This is a genomic window from Stenotrophomonas sp. TWI1183, assembly GCF_039673115.1.
In the GTDB taxonomy this organism is placed as follows: domain Bacteria; phylum Pseudomonadota; class Gammaproteobacteria; order Xanthomonadales; family Xanthomonadaceae; genus Stenotrophomonas; species Stenotrophomonas maltophilia_AA.
The window spans coordinates 41,538-57,513 of record NZ_JBDJKZ010000013.1 but is presented as its reverse complement, the minus strand read 5'-3'; the positions used below and the strand labels follow the sequence as shown (position 1 = coordinate 57,513).

Sequence of the window (15,976 nt, the reverse complement as noted above, 5' to 3'; positions counted from 1 at the left end):
CGGGCGGTGTTAATCAGGGCTTGTAGCCGGCCACGGGAGGTCTACAATGCCGGCTACACCCCAGGTGACCTTCATGACTTCGATGCCGCTTCTGACGTTTTTTACCCTGACCCGCGATTACGCGGCACGGGCGCGTCTGCCACTCGGAGTGCAAGGCTGCTGACCGGAACACCGGTCACCCTGGACCCCAAGCAGAGCGCCCACCGGGCGCTCTTTTCGTTTCCACGCACCAGAACTGTTTGAAGGAGAACGTGCCATGCACCAGATCGCCGAGCCCCAAACCTGGCCGCACGCCCGTTAGCCAACGGCGGCGTGCGGCTCCCCGATGTTGGCAGCGAGACCTATCCCATGAACACCCATACCCAGACCCTGTCCCTCCGGCGCAACCTCGGCATCATTGCCCACATCGACGCCGGCAAGACCACGCTCACCGAGCGCCTGCTGTGGAAAACCGGCGAGATCCATCGCGTCGGCGAGGTCCACGACGGTGCGGCGACCACCGACTTCTCGGCGATCGAACGCGAGCGCGGCATCACCATCGGCGCGGCCGCCGTGCAGGCGCATTGGGCGCCGCGCGACCAGCCGATCCACCACCTGACCTTGATCGACACCCCCGGCCACATCGATTTCGCGATCGAAGTGGAGCGTTCCCTGCGCGTGCTGGATGGCGCGGTGGCGGTGTTCTCCGCCGTGGATGGCGTGCAGCCCCAGTCCGAATCGGTCTGGCGCCAGGCGCGTCGCCACGGGGTGCCGCTGATCGCCTTCGTCAACAAGATGGACCGCACCGGTGCTGCGTTCGAACGCGTGCTCGCGCAACTGCGCGAGAAGCTGCGGGCCACGCCGTGGGCGCTCGGTGTGCCGATCGGCACTGAAAGCCAGTTCAACGGCTGGGTGGATCTGGTCGACCGCAGCACCGTGCACTGGGACGACAAGGGCACGGCGTTGCGTCATGCCTGGACGACCGATGAGGCGGCCCAGTGGATGCCGCAGCGCGAGGCGCTGATCGAGGCCGTGGCCGATGCCGACGACGTGCTGGCACAGGCGTGGCTGGAAGGCGCGGCGGTCGACAACGCGCAGCTGCGCGCGGCGATCCGTCGCGGCACCCTGGCCGGTGCCGGCGTACCGGTGCTCGCGGGCTCGGCGTTCAAGAGCAAGGGCGTGGAAACGCTGCTCGATGCCGTGGTCGACTATCTGCCGTCGCCACTGGATCGGCCGGCGGTGGTCGCCACCGATAACGGCAACGACCTGCTGCTGCCGCCTGATCCCGATGGTCCGCTCGCGGCGCTGCTGTTCAAGATCACGCACCAGAACCACGGTGCGCTGAGCTTCGTGCGGGTGTATTCGGGCACGCTGAAGGTGGGCGACGCGCTGGCCAGCTCGCAGCATGCACACGGGCGACGCGTCAGCCGCCTGGTGCGGGTGCAGGCCGACCAGACCCACGACATCAAGCAGGCCGTGGCCGGTGACATCGTCGCAGTGCTGGGCTGGAAGGATGCCGTCAGCGGTGAAACGCTGAGTGCACCCTCGCGCCCGCTGCTGCTCGATACGATCCAGGCGCAGCATGCGGTGCTGGCATGGCGGTTGACGGCGGAAAAGGCCTCGGACCTGATCCGCATCAGCCAGGGATTGGCCAGCCTGGCGCAGGAGGATCCGTCGTTCCGTGTCGAGACCGATGCGGACAGCGGAGAGACCCTGATCTGGGGCATGGGCGAGCTGCATCTGGAGGTGATGGTCGAGCGCCTGCGCACGGAGTGGGGCGTCAACGTCCGCACCGGCCAGCCGCGCGTGGCCTACCAGGAGACGCCGAAGCGTGCCGTGCAGCGGGTGGAAGGCAAGGTCGCCAAGCAGACCGGTGGCCAGGGCCAGTTCGCCCAGGTGCTGATCGACATCACCCCGCGCGAGGACGGCGAGGTGAGCTTCGTCGACCGCACCGTCGGCGGCGCGATTCCGCGCGGGTTCGTCAACGCGGTGGAGAAGGGCGCGCGCGCGGCATTGGGCGAAGGTCCGCTGGGCCATCCGGTGGTCGGTATCGAGGTGACGCTGGTCGACGGCCAGACCCACGTCAAGGACTCCTCGGACATGGCCTTCCATCGTGCCGGCAGTGAAGCGGTGAAAGCGGCGCTGGCCCAAGCGGGCACGCAGCTGCTGGAGCCGGTGATGGAGATCGCCATCCACGCGCCGTCGGGCAACGTCGGCGATGTGGTCGGCGACCTCAACCGCCGCAGTGGGCGGGTGGCCTCGATCGAGGACCAGGATGGGCAGGCCGAAGTGCTCGGCTATGCACCGCTGGCGCGACTGGGTGGCTATACCACCTCGCTGCGGTCGCTGACCCAGGGGCGCGCGTCCAGCGACATGCGCTTGAACGGGTACGAGGCCGCGCAGACGGTCTGATCGTTGATGTGGAAAAAGAAGGGGAGCCGGGCAACCGGCTCCTTTTTTCATAGAATATCCATCGCACTGTCGCGCGCAGCCCCAACCCGCGCTGCGACCGGATTTCACCTTGGAGTACCGCTATGAGCAACACGCATTTCTACCCGATCGGCACCCCCGGCCAGCCCTGGGGCGACGCGGAGCGCGCGCAGTGGCGGGCAGGGCAGCAACGGCAGCGCAGCTACCACGATGATGTCGTGGCCGCGCTGGAGCGCCTGGGCGAGCGCTTTGACGTCGTGCAATACGGTCAGCTCGATTACGCGCCGGATCATTACCCGCTGTTCGCGGTGGTCAGCCACGACTGGAGCCCGGCCTTGCCGACGGCGCTGGTCACCGGTGGCGTGCATGGCTACGAGACCAGTGGCGTCCACGGCGCGCTGCAGTTCCTGGACCAGCATGCCGAGGCGTATGCGGGCCGCATCAACCTGATCGTCGCGCCCTGTGTCAGCCCGTGGGGTTACGAGCGCATCCAGCGCTGGAATCCAGAGGCGATCGATCCGAACCGCAGCTTCCGCGGCGAGGGCATCATCGAGGAAGCCGCGTCCCTGATGCGCTGGATGGCGGCGCGCGGCGATACGCTGCTGGTGCACATGGACCTCCACGAAACCACCGACAGCGACCTGCACGAATTCGATCCGGCGCGTTGCGCGCGCGACGGCATCGCCCTGGTGCCCGACATCATTCCGGACGGCTTCTATGTGATCGGCAACAGCGAAGATCCGCAGCCGGCCTTCCAGCAGGCGTTGATCGCCGCGGTCGAAAAGATCACGCACATCGCCCCGGCCGATGCGAACGGCGAGCTGATCGGCATGCCGCTGCAGTCACCGGGCGTGGTCTGGGGCGAGTCGCGCTCGATCGGTGCGTGCGCCGGCTTCACCGACGCGCGCTATGCCACCACCACCGAGGTGTATCCGGACAGCCCGCGCACGTCCCCGACCGAGTGCAATGACGCGCAGGTGGCGGCCATCTGCGCGGCACTGGATTACGCGCTCGCCCAGCGCTGACCGGGTCAGCTCTTCAGCCAGCGCTCGCAACCGGCCGTGCCCTCCGCGGACGACGCGGCCTTCGTGCAGGTTGCGGTCATCCGTGCCTGCAGGCGGGTCAGGCTCTCCGCACCGTGATGGGTGCGGCTCCAGGCCTGCAGCGTGGTGCCCAGCCGTTCGAAACGCTGGCGGGTGCGCTGGTGGTAGCCGGCCGGTTGCGCGGCCAGATCGGCGATCACCTCGCCGGTAGCCTGTTCGATGGCGGGGGCATCGTCCGGGCTCAGGCGCACCAGGCCTTCGACGTACAGGACACCCCACTGCACGCGCGTGGCGGGTCCCTGCGCGCCCTGGTAGGCCTTGTGCAGCCACGAGAGGGCGGAGGCCCTGTCGCCCCGGGCCTCGGCGAGGTCGGCGAGCTCGGGCATGTAGTAGTAGGGGGTCTGGCTGCGGTCCAGTTCGGCCAGCAGCAGCTTCTCGGCGGCATCGTCCTCCTTGATCTGGCGCAGCACATACACGGCGGTGCTGAACGTGGCCTGGCGCTCGTGCGGGGTGGTCGCGGCGGCATCGGCAGCGGCGACGCGCTGCTGCGCTTTCTCCTTCAGTGCGGCCGGAATCTCCTCATCGGGATGCTGCTGGCGCTGCAGCGCCAGTTCGGTGATGACGGTGCCCAGTCGCGCATCCGCCTTGTCGCCCAGAGCGTGGTCCGCAGCATCCAGCGCGGCCAGCAGCTGCGTACCCAGTTGCTGTGCCTGCTCGGGGGTGGCGCTGGCCAGGCTCACCAGGGCCGGACCCTGGTAGCCCAGCAGGTCACGATTGGCACGGACCTCCGCCGGCGCGCTCAGCACGGCGTCGAGCAGGACGCGTGTGGTGTCGCGTTGCGCCGGCGTCGGTGTCGCGTTGGGTTTCCCCGCGCCCAGTGCCAGCAGCGCGAACCGGCGCTGCAGCGCAGGCTCCGGCGCTGAGGTAGCCAACTGCTGCAGCAGCGAGGCGGTGTCGCGCTCGCCGGCAAGGCGATTCGCATCCACCTCCCAGCCGTAGTCGCCCAGTACGCGCCAGTCCTCGGCGCTGACCTCCTTCGGTGCATTCAGTGCGTGCTGCAGCACCTCGCTCACTGCGGTGCGGCGGCTGGCAGCCAGGGTGAGTGCGCGGGTAAGGGCTTCGCTGTCATTGCCGCCGGCCAAGCGGGTAAGTTCATTGCGCTGGGGGTCGAGCACGATCAGGGTCGGATAGCCGCGCACGCCAAAGCGCTCGCCCCAGGCCTGCGCGCCTTCCTCGTCGCCATCCAGATAGACCGGAACATACTGCCGCGTGAGCGCGATGAAGGCGGGATCCTTGAACAAGGTGGCCTTGAGCTGGTTGCAGGGCGGGCACCACACCGCGCCCCAGTACAGCAGCACCGGTTTGCCGCTGTCGCGGGCCTCGGCGAACGCATCGTCGACGTCGCCATGGCGCCAGGCGATTTCCGCGGGCGCCGGTTCGGCCGCAGTGGGTGTCGCAGTGGCTGCGGGGGAGGGAGCGGGCGAGCAGGCCGGCAGCAGGGCGATCACACCCAACAGACCGAGGGACAGGGCAAGGCGCATCGAGGTATCCAGAGGGGAGAAGGCGGGAGGGAGGCCGTGCTCGATTGTAGGAAGCGCGGGAAGGTCCGGCCGCGTCTCCCTGATGCGGATTGCTCATGACGGCAGGCCCGGGCGTGATAAGGCGTGCGTCCGCCCCTCGACATGGCATGCCGTTCACGGACCGCGAGGCAGGCTGGGGTCATTTCCAGTGGAGCCTTTCATGCAGATGCCGAGCCGGAACAATGCAGGGTTGATGGCCGCCGCTTTGACGGTGTTGCTGTGTGCCTGTTCGCCGCAGGGCGAGGGCGGTGCTGCGCCGCTGGTACCGCCCAGCGGCGCGGACCCGGGGGCGGCGAAGGCGGCTGATCCCGGGGGCGCTGCGACCACAGTCGGGCGGCCGGCACCGGTCTATCAGGAAGGCGCTTCGGGCATTGCGGTCGGTCCGGTCGCGGGGACGCGGGTGGCGCACGATTTCCAGCGCGACTACCTTGCCTCGCCGACGTGGAAGCTGTTCGCACCGCCGGACAGCGTGGGCACACCGCTGGTAGCGTTGGTACTGGACGGCTCGGATCGGTTGACCGCCGGTGAGCTCCGGATCGGGCGAAGCGATGATGCCGCGGCAATCAAGACCTGCCTGGAGATGCCTGCCGAAGCGACCGGTCCTGCGGTGGCGGCCACGGTCGATATCGGCGGCGTGCCGTTCACGCACTTCACCGCCGGCGATGCCGCGATGAGTCATTACGTCAACGCGGAGAGCTACCGCGCGGTCCATGACGGCGGCTGCTACGCGATCGATCTGGTCGTGGCGGGGACGCGTCCGGAGGTCTACGATCCGCCGCGCACGCCGCCGTTCACGCAGGAGGAGGCGGCATCGCGATTGGCTGAGGCGTTGAAGGCGGTGTACTGGCTCCCTTGATCCCCCTCATCTGCGTTGCTGATCCTGTTCGCGCTGCCGGCGCTGTACGGCTGGGCGCTTCGCCGGCGGGAACAGCGGCGGGGTAGGGGAGCGGTCTGCTCAGGGGGCATCTGGCGCTATGATCTGCCACAGGCATGGATGGCTGGGTATATCAGGAATGCACACGACGGAACCGGCGACAGAAGAACGGGGTGCTGAGCCCGAACTCAGCTTCTTTTGGTTGCACGACCACGTGGCGGCCTATCTGGCCCGTAGCCGCTACTCGAAGCCGTCTCGCGCAGAGCGCGCATCTCTCTGGATTGGGTTGGGTGCGGCAGGTCTGGGGTTGCTGGCCGCTGCGTTGAGCCCACGCCTTATAGCTCCGGAGCCAGCGGCAATCACGCTATCCATTTGCCTGGGTGTCGAACTTGCTGGATTTGCGGTCCACCTGATCCTGTTGGCACTACGCGAGCTACCTCAGCTTCTCAAGCTGCGATTGACGCATGCAGTGGATATGGACTTCAATTTTGAGTCTTGGCGGCAACTCGTCGGCAGACTTCGTCGGTTCCCGCGCGCGGAGTGTGAGGAAATGCTGCGCTTCTCGAGTGGATTGCGTCAGCGCATGAATGAGCGCCTGGGGCTTCTCTTTGGAGGCATTCAACGCTTGGGGGTTTTTCCGGTCCTGGTCGCGCTCTATCTGCAGTTTCGCAACTGGACGTGGGGAAATTGGGCCGCAGCGTTCGATGTGAATCCTGTTGCGGGGCTGATCATCTGGATGATGGTGTTGCTCTACGCGCTGGGATGGCTGCTCATCGGGCTGCGCACGCGCTTGGATAGCTACATCGAATTGCTCGAAGCTGCGCTTCAAAGGGAGTGAGATGGTCATCCAGAACGGAGTAGGCACGCCCGGGGGTGTCTTGATGGACTATTTGAAACGCTCTGCGCTTGCCGCATTCGGTGCTTTCCTGATCCTTGTGCTCTACACGTTGGCGGCGCAACCGCTATCGATGTTGGAATTGAGATCGCTTCTTCTACTTTTGCTTGTCGGCGCGGCCTGCGCCGTCGTGAGCGGGGCGATGGCGGCGGCACTCGTACGCAAGCGCCCGGTCGCAATGGTCCTGCTTGCCCAGGTGCTGATCATTCTTATCGTCGGATTCATCTGGCAGCAGTAGATCCCGCAGTCATGCAATGACGTTGCTGCTGGCCACCTGCGATAGCAATAGTCATCACGCGCCTGGCTTCCCCGGCGGCAGCCCGTCATCACGCTCGTGCCATGCCGGAATCTCCAGGGCATGTTCTTTGAGCATGGCTTGGATGCACGCGCACGCGTGGTCTCTCTCCGCCTGCGCGCATTGATCCAGAATCTCTCCAGCGAGCATTTCGAACTGGGGCCAGAACTGCGCTGGATGGCGCACCTGCGCCACCCAGTGGACCAGCATCCCGGCCAGTGCATCAAGCTGTACCTGTATTTCGGGGCGCACGTTCATCCCGGCGGCGCCCCCAGGTCAAGCGCGACGCGGTAGTAATGACCGTCGTCGCGGAGCTGGACGGTGAGGTCCGGCTGAAGGATGTCATCCACATGCAGCGTCGGCTGGCCCTGCGCAGTGCGGGTCACGACGAACTCGTACAGGCTGCGCCCGAAGCGGTAGCTCAGTTCGAAGGACGGCCAGTGATCGGGCAGGCACGGTTCAAGCGACAGACGATCACCGTCACGACGGATGCCGAGCAGGGATTCGACCAGCAGGCGATACATCCAGCCGGCCGAACCCGTGTACCAGGTCCAGCCGCCGCGGCCGATGTGCGGCGATACGGCGTATACATCGGCTGCCAGCACATACGGTTCGACGCGGTAGGTCTGCACTGCCTCCGGGTCCAGCGTGTGGTTGAGCGGGTTGATCATGTCGGCCAGCTCCCAGGCACGCACCGCATCGCCCTGCTGTGCGAATGCCATCGCCGCCCATACAGCCGCGTGGGTGTACTGGCCGCCATTCTCGCGAACGCCCGGTACGTAGCCACGAATATAGCCGGGGTCCTCCGTCGTCTTGTCGAAGGGCGGATCGAGGAGCTGGATCAGCTTGGCGTCCTTTCGCACCAGATGCGTATAGAGCGAATCCAGTGCTTCCCGGGCACGCTCCGGCGCGGCAACGCCTGACAGCACCGACCAGCTCTGGGAGATCGAATCGATGCGGCACTCCTGGCTTTGCGACGAGCCCAACGGGGTGCCGTTGTCGAACCAGGCGCGGCGATACCACGCCCCGTCCCAGGCGTGCTGTTCCAGGTTCTGACGCAGGCGCTCGGCCTGTTCCTGGCACCACTGCGCACGGGCTGCATCGCCCCGCGCGTTGGCCAGCACGATGAAGCGGCGAAGCGTGTCGTGGAGGAAGAATCCGAGCCACACACTCTCACCGCGCTGCTGGTCGCCGACGCGGTTCATGCCGTCGTTCCAATCGCCGGTACCCATCAACGGGAGACCACGCTCGCCGAGCAACCGGCAACCGCGCTCCAGTGCGAGGACGCAGTGCGCATACAGCGTGCCGCGCTGCGTCGAAGGCGTGGGCATGTCGTAATACCCTTCCTCTTCCGGTGTCACCGCGCGTCCCTCGATGAAGCCGACCACTTCGTCCAGCACGCTGGCGTCGCCGGTGACCTCCAGGTAACGGCACGCGCCCTGGGGCAGCCACAGATAATCATCCGAGCAACGGGTGCGCACGCCGCGACCCTGCGGAGGATGCCACCAGTGCATCACATCGCCTTCGGCGAACTGGTGGGCAGCGCAGAGCAGCAGGTGATCGCGGGTCAGGTCCGGGCGAGCGTGCACGAGGGCGAGCGCGTCCTGCAGCTGGTCGCGGAAGCCGAACGCGCCGCCTGACTGGTAATAGCCACTGCGCGCCAGATAGCGGCAGCCGAGGGTCTGGTAGACCAGCCAGCCATTGGCCAGCGCGTCCAACGCCGGGTCCGGCGTGCGTACCTGCACGGTGGCCAGCACATTGCGCCAGTGGATGCGCACGGCGTCCAGCGCATCGATGGCCTCATGAGCACCCTGGCGGCTTCGTGCCAACGCGAGTGTTTCGTCGCGGTCGCGCCCCGCGCCAAGGCGGAACGTCGTTTCACTGCGGTCGCCCGGCGCCAGTACCAGCGGCACCTGGATCGCCGCGCAGGGATCCAGCCCCGTACCCAAGCGTCCATCCAGACGTTCGCGACGCAACGCCGCGGGTGCATGCAGGCCACCATTGCGGCCGATGAACTCCAGGCGATCACAGGTCCAGCCGCAGCCCTCGGCATCGGTGTCGAAGAAGGCCATCCGGCCGCCGAACTCGGTGCTGTAGCTGTTGCGCGCGAGCAGCGCCCCGGTCTGCGGGTCGCGTTCCGTGACGACGTGCATGCGCGACTTCGTGCGCAGGTCGCCCATGACCCATTCAACGTAGCCGATGGCCGACAGCCGCCGTGGGCGGCCCGAGAGGTTGTGCAAGCGCAGGACCGAGAACTTCAGCGGTGCGGTGACATCGACGAAGACCCACAACTCGCTGGCGATGCCGTCTTCGATATGCTCGTAGACCGTATAGCCGAAGCCATGGCGGGTACGGTACGCACCGGTGCCCCTGCACGGCAGCGGCATCGGCGACCAGACACGGCCGGTATCCTCGTCGCGTACGTAGAACGCCTCGCCGCCGGTGTCGGACACCGGGTCATTGAGCCAGGGCGTCAAGCGGAATTCGTGTGCATTCTCGAACCAGGTATAACCCGGTGCACTCTCACTGACGACCGTACCCAGGCGGGCGTTCGCGATCACGTTGGCCCACGGCGCCGGGGTCGGGGCGCCTTCGCGCACCACCACGACGTACTCGCGGCCGTCCTCGCTGAAGCTGCCGGTCCCGTTGTCGAATCGGCCCGCGCCGCGGTACGGAAGGAACGGCCACGGGTCGTCCACCTCTTCGTCATGCTCGGCGCCCGGGGGCAGTCCGGGTTCGGGACCCGGGTCGGCGACGACGGGCAGCCCGGGCGTCTCTTCCATTGCCAGGGCCAGCTCCTGCTGCTCCGCCTGCGGCACCAGGGCCGGAATCCGGCGCACCGGCAGCGGCTGGCGTCCCACCTGCGCGGCCAGCGTGCCGTCCTCGTCGCTGATCACCACGCGTGCAACCGCCTGCAACAGAATGCGGTCCTCGTGGCTCATGTTCTGTACTGGCCGCACGAAAATGCCGCCCGGGCGATCAAGCAGGCCGGTCTCCGAACTGGCGGCCACCATCCCCAGGATCTGATCCTGGAGTTCCTGCCGATAGCCGGCCTTGCTGTCGTTCCAGATGACGAGGTCGGTGTTGAGGCCCTTCTGGCGCCAGTACGCATGCGCCTGCACCAGTTGCCGGACCAGTTCCACGTTCTCCGCGTCGGTGACCTTGAGCAGGACGATCGGCAGGTCGCCCGAGATGGCATGGCCCCACAGGCCGGATTGTCCTCGCTGGTTCTGCTGGAGGACGGCGGCGCCCGCGCGCAGCAGCGGATTGGAATACAACACGTGGCTGGCCAGGCGCTCGTACAGCGACGCCTCTGCCTGGCTGGCGTTGATCTGCCTGCGCACCACCTGGCTGTGCGTCCAGGCCAGGTCGAAGACACGGTCGGCCAGGCGGCGATCACGGTATTTGTCTACCAGGGCCTCGCAACCGGTGCGGTCGGCGCCGATGCCGTACACCATGTCCAGCTGCACGGTCTGCTCAGGCTCAAGCACCACGCGGACGCGGATCGCCACGATCGGGTCGAGCACCGAGCCGTCCGTGCCGGAGAGCTCGGTATCGGTGGTCAACGCCTGCGGCGTCCGCGGCGTGTTGCCACGGCCGAGGAAGCGTGAGCGGTCGGTTTCGTAGGAGATCGCCACCACCTCGGCGTCATGCACCGCCACCAGATGGAACATCCACGGTGGTACCTCGTCGTGCGAACGCGGCCGGCGCGTGCATAGCACGGCCTGCTTGGCCGACAGGATCTCGCTCTGCACGAACAGGTTGCTGAAGGCCGGATGCGCATCGTCGGATGCGGCGGGGGCGAGCACCACTTCGGCATAGGTAGTGATTTCCACCGTGCGCTGGCGACGGCTGCGATTGGTCAGGCGCAGGCGCCTGAGCTCGATGTCGTCCTCGGCAGAAATGGCAACCTGCAGATGGCTTTCGCAGCCGCGGCGGGCACCGCGGAACTCTGCCTTGGCGTCGGAGAAGATCGCCTCGTAATTGTCCACTGCCACGCAGGTGGGCTGATAGGCGGCAGACCAGAACTCGCCGCTGTCCACGTCGCGCAGATAGCAGAATGAGCCCCAGGCATCGGTGGTGCCGTCTTCGCGCCAGCGGGTCAGCGACAGGTCGCCGTGGCGACTGTAGCCGCCGCCGGCATGGGTCAGCATGCCGTGGTAGCGGCCATTGGACAGCAGCTGCACTTCCGGGCGCGGGCCACCCGGGTCGCGCAGGACGCGCAGGGACGTCTCGTGCTCGGCCATGGCGGAGTGCTCGCCCAGGGATTCGACCTCATGGGGATGGAATACACCGATGCGCGGGATGCGTTCCTGCAGCAACAGCAGGGTGGCCTGGAACTCGACATCGGCAACGAAGCGGCGCTGCATCGGCTGGTCGCGCAACAGGTAATCCAGCGACAGCAGGCCCATGCCCTGGTGGTGGGCCATGAACGAACGCAACAGCACGTGATCCTGCCCCGGCGGTACGCGGGCGGGGGTGTAGTCGATCGCTTCGTACATGCCGAAGCGTCCGGAGAAGCCCAATCCTTCGAGCGCCTGCAGGTTCTGGCACGCCGCTTCCGGCGCGACCATCAACGCCATCATGCTGGCATAGGGCGCGATGACCCGATCCTGGCCCAGGCCGCGCTTGAGACCCAATCCCGGCACGCCGAACGCCCGGTACTGGTAGTTCAGGCGGGCATCGACGGCGTTGTAGCCGGACTCGGATACGCCCCACGGAAGGTTAAGGGTGCGGCCGTAGACGATCTGCGCCTCGACCGCATGGCGCGCGGTCTGGTCGAGCAGGGTGTCCGGATAGCTCGGCATCACCAGCTGCGGCATGAGGTACTCGAACATCGAGCCACTCCATGACAGCAGCGTCGGCGTGCCGTTGACCTCGGTGAGCATCCGCCCGAGCGCGAACCAGCTCTCCTGCGCCAACTGACCCTGGGCGATGGCGACGAAGGCACACAGCCGCGCTTCGGACGCCAGCAGGTCGTAGAAGCTGTTGTCGAGACGGTGGTCGTCGACGTTGTAGCCGATCGAGAGCAGGTTGCGGGTACGGTAGAACAGGAACCCGTATTCCATCAGCGAGAACTGCCCGGCACGGTGCGCCAGGGCGTGCAGCTGCTCGATACGCGCGCGAGCGTCCGCACCGGCCGTACCGGGCAGGGCGGCCAGCTGACGCAGGCTGGGCACCGGCGCTTCGCCGTCCACGGCGGCAGCGGCAGGGAGGTCGGCGAGTGCCGCCTGGGCGGCATGGCATTCGTCAGCGAACAGGGCGGGCCAGTGCAGGTCACCGTCCTCGGGTGACTCTGGTGCCGGCCACTGCGCCAGCACGGCGTCGGCCAGACCGGCCAGCTCCTGCAACCGGGCCAGCAGCTGCGCCGTCCCGCGGGGGAGGTCGGTACGCGTTGACGCCAGGCGCTGGCGAAGGTGGTTGAGCGCCTCGCCGAGTGGCGTGTCACGGGGGCGATGGCGCTGCCGTTCCTCTTCCAGCACGCCGAGCGTATCGGCCAGGCCGTCGAACGTGTGCGGCGCCAGCACCGGCGCGTCGACCAGCGCGAGCAGGCCTTGGCGCAGTGTCAGCAGATGGCCAGCCAGGTTGCCGCTGTCCACGGTGGAGACGTAGCGTGGCGGCAGCGGCGCCAGGGTTTCGGTGTCGTACCAGTTCAGGAAGTGGCCACGATGGCGCGGCAGCTGGTCCAGCGTATCGAAGGTGAGGGAGGTACGTTTGGCGACCGCGCCCTGCTGGAGATACCCGAAATCCCACGCGGACAGATTGGCCAGCAGGGACAGGCCGATATTGGTCGGCGACGTGCGGCGCGCGACGACCAGCGTCGGATGCTCCTGGATGTTGTCCGGCGGCAACCAGTGATCCTGCTCGCGTACCCAAGCCTGGAAGAACGACCAGGTGCGCCGCGCCAGCCGGCCGAGGAAGGCCCGCTGGGTCACGGACAGTTCCGCCACGCTCGCAGCCGGCGGCCGGCCCAGCCACGCCATCAAGGCGGGCGCGAAGGTCCACGCCAGCAGCAAGGGCAGGGCGACAGGCAGCGCCTGCGGATGCACGCTGGCCACGACCGCCGCCAGCGCGAGCGCCAGCAGTGACGCAGGTGCCATCACACGCCACTCCGCGCCGCGGTCGGCGCCGAGGCGGCGCTCGACCTCGCTGGAGGGGTTCCATTGCAGCAGGTGACGGCGGGTGACGGCCATGCGCCAGAGCGTGCGCAGGATCGCGCCACCGGCCAGCAACGCTTCGTAGGGCAGGCAGGCGATCTGGGTGGACGCGCGCAGCAACGACTGCAACGTACCGCGCCCGACCATGATGTAGTGCGCTTCCAGCGGCGTGTCTTCCGGAACGCTCAGCGCATCGCGCAGCATGCCGATCAGCGGCGGCGCGAACCACAGCGCCAGCACCCACGCCGTCCATGCGGCCGGGTTTCCGGCATACAGCCAGCCCGCCATCAACAGGGCCAGGGCCGCGATCGGTACGAGGCTCCGGCGCAGATTGTCCAGCAACTTCCCGCGCGACAGCAGGCTGAGCCGGTTGCGTTCCCATCCGGATCCCGGGCGCGGTGTCCACGGCAGCAACCACGGCAGCAGCTGCCAGTCGCCACGGATCCAGCGCGCACGCCGCTTGGCGTCGGCGGCGTAGCGTTCGGGATAGTCCTCGTACAGGCGAACGTCGCTCACCAGCCCTGCGCGTGCATAGCAGCCTTCCAGCAGGTCATGGCTGAGGATGCGGTTCTCGGGCAGGCGGCCCTCGAGCGCATGCTCGAAGGCTTCGACGTCATAGATGCCCTTGCCCACGAACGAGCCTTCATCGAACAGGTCCTGGTAAACGTCCGAGACCATGCGCGTGTACGGATCGATACCCGGCTCGCTGCCGAACATCCGGGCAAAACGCGAGGTGCGGCGCCGGCCCAGGCTGGTGCCGACACTGGGCTGCAGGATGCCGTAGCCCTCGACCACGCGTTGCAGCGCCGGATCGAAGCGCGGACGGTTGAGCGGGTGCGCCAGGGTGGCGACGAAGGCGCGTGCCGCATCCCGCGGAAGTTGTGTGTCCGAATCCAGGGTGATCACATAGCGGACGCCGATCAGAGCCGCCGCGTCCCCGACGACGCGCATGAACGCGGCCGCATTGCCTTGGCGGAGCAGGGCGTTGAGCGCGGCCAGCTTGCCGCGCTTGCGCTCGTGTCCCATCCACACGCCTTCGCCCGGGTTCCATTGCCTGGGGCGGTGCAGCAGGTAGAAGCGATCGCCGCGCTCTGGCGCGTAACGACGGTTCAATTCCTCGATCCGCTCCACGGCATGCGCAAGCAGGGTAGCGTCGGTCGGCATCTCGGCTGCCGCGGCATCGAGAAAGTCGGTCAGCAGCACGAAGCGCAGCTGGGGATCGCGGTTGGCCAGGAAGCGGACCTCCAGCGCTTCGGTCAGGACGTCGATGCCGTCGATGCTGGAGAGCATCGACGGGACCGCGACCACGGTAGCGCAGGCGGCAGGGATGCCTTCGCTGAAATCGAGCTTGGGCAGCGGCCGGGGCGTGACCAGCACCGTCGCGGTCCAGTTGACCAGGACGATGCCCAGCTCGCTGAAGACCAGCAGCCCGAGCAGCGCGGCCAGCCAGACGGGCGCCGCGCCACTGCCGCTGGCCAGCAGGCCACCGGTGGCCAGCACCGCAAGCAGGATGATCGGCAGCAGGTACAGCGCCAGCGGCACGCGATGCGCCAGTCGCGGTGCCTTGCGGTGGCGCGGTGCTGCCTCGGCCACCGCGTCAATGGTGGCGTTCACGCCTTCGCCGACGAGCCAGTAGCCCACGTGCGTGCGCGGCCCCTCGAGCGGCGCAGCCCGTGCCAGGTCCAGCGCGATGGTCGCCACGCGTTCCTCCGCGACGCGGCTGCCGCGGGCAATCTTCTCGACTACGTGGCGATAGGCGTCGCGCGTGCCGAAATCCATCTGCGCATAGACGCCCATGGGGTCGTCCCGCAGCCGCTGCTCGACGACGCTCATATCTTCGACAAAGGTGCGCCAATCCATGGTGGAGAGGAAGCGCAGGCTGCCGATGCTGTTGCCGATCGAGACCTGGTCGGCCGCCTGCTGCTGTCCCTCGGCGGCGACCAGTTCGTCGATGCGCTGCCCGGCCGCGGCCGCCCATTGTTCCAGCCAGGCGACGGGCATGGCCCATGCGCCGCCGCGCCCCTGCAGCGAGCGGGTCAGCTCAGCGATGAAGGCGCCGGTCAGAGGTGGCTCGGACCGTGCCATGTCAGCCACCACCAGGACCACATCGGTAGGGGTGTCGGAGGCAGCGCGATTGAGGTTGTCCGCCCATTGGGCGGCCAGGCCACGGTCTGTCCCGTCGCGCATCACCCGCGCCGCCATGCGCCGCAGATTCTCCAGCAGGGCCAGGCGCAGCATGATGGGAACGGCCCACAGTTCGCCCAGGCTCAGCGGCGCGAGCGACTGATACGAGGCGATGAAGCGGCCCAGGGTATCGGCGTCAATGCGGCCGTCGCCGTGCGCGATGGCCTGCATCGACAGCTCATACACGCGCGGCAATCCGGCCGAGGGGCCGCCGACAAGCGAAGGCAGCTGCCGGCTGTAGCCGCGCGGCAGGTGGCGTCGCGCGGTCTGGATTTGTTCTTCGATCAGGTAGTAGTTGTCGAGCAGCCATTCCCCGGCCGGCGTCACCGGCCGCTGTTCGCGCACTACGTTGCTGAGCAGCGTGTTGGCGTCTTCCAGGACACGCTCGTTGGCCTGCAGGCGATCGAGCAGGCGCTCTGCGCCAGGTCGCATCCGCACCCGGTGCTGGCGCGCGAGTGCGCGGCCGTACACCTCCATCTGTTCAACGCTGTACAGCGCGGCACGCAGTGGGACCTCGGTGGCTTCGATGGCCGGGACC

8 protein-coding genes are annotated in these 15,976 nt (G+C 67.6%); 5 read left to right on the top strand and 3 right to left on the bottom strand.

The genetic code is table 11. The annotated features are described in order from the left end of the window. Positions 1-348 precede the first annotated feature (348 nt). Both fusA and ABE434_RS12900 read left to right on the top strand, forming a co-directional pair. Positions 349-2,391, top strand: a complete 2,043-nt coding sequence (gene fusA, locus ABE434_RS12905) for an elongation factor G (protein ID WP_346479124.1) — start codon at positions 349-351, stop codon at positions 2,389-2,391. Between the two features lie 122 nt (positions 2,392-2,513). Further along, positions 2,514-3,434: a M14 family metallocarboxypeptidase gene (locus ABE434_RS12900; RefSeq protein WP_346479123.1), complete on the top strand. Its 921-nt coding sequence runs from the start codon at positions 2,514-2,516 to the stop codon at positions 3,432-3,434. A 5-nt stretch (positions 3,435-3,439) separates the two neighbouring features. Here the strand turns inward: ABE434_RS12900 and ABE434_RS12895 are convergent, their stop codons facing one another. After that, positions 3,440-4,993, bottom strand: a complete 1,554-nt coding sequence (locus ABE434_RS12895) for a thioredoxin family protein (protein WP_346479122.1) — start codon at positions 4,991-4,993, stop codon at positions 3,440-3,442. Between the two features lie 199 nt (positions 4,994-5,192). Between ABE434_RS12895 and ABE434_RS12890 the strand changes: the two genes are divergently transcribed. From ABE434_RS12890 to ABE434_RS12880, 3 genes are all read left to right on the top strand, one after another. Beyond that, on the top strand, positions 5,193-5,888 hold the full coding sequence (locus ABE434_RS12890) for a hypothetical protein (RefSeq protein ID WP_346479121.1): 696 nt from the start codon (positions 5,193-5,195) through the stop codon (positions 5,886-5,888). A gap of 157 nt (positions 5,889-6,045) precedes the next feature. After that, positions 6,046-6,744 (top strand): hypothetical protein, encoded by a 699-nt coding sequence (locus tag ABE434_RS12885; protein ID WP_346479120.1) that lies wholly within the window; start codon positions 6,046-6,048, stop codon positions 6,742-6,744. Position 6,745: 1 nt separating this feature from the next. Next, positions 6,746-7,039 (top strand): hypothetical protein, encoded by a 294-nt coding sequence (locus tag ABE434_RS12880; protein WP_346479119.1) that lies wholly within the window; start codon positions 6,746-6,748, stop codon positions 7,037-7,039. Positions 7,040-7,093: 54 nt separating this feature from the next. On the opposite strand, the gene ABE434_RS12875 is transcribed toward ABE434_RS12880, so the two are convergent. Together ABE434_RS12875 and ABE434_RS12870 are read right to left on the bottom strand one after the other, a co-directional pair. Next, a complete protein-coding gene (locus ABE434_RS12875; protein ID WP_346479118.1) occupies positions 7,094-7,354 on the bottom strand; it encodes a hypothetical protein in 261 nt (86 codons plus the stop codon). Next, complete coding sequence (locus ABE434_RS12870) at positions 7,351-15,915, bottom strand: glucoamylase family protein (protein WP_346479157.1); 8,565 nt, start codon at positions 15,913-15,915, stop codon at positions 7,351-7,353. Before ABE434_RS12870 ends, ABE434_RS12875 begins: the two co-directional genes overlap by 4 nt. Positions 15,916-15,976: the final 61 nt, after the last annotated feature.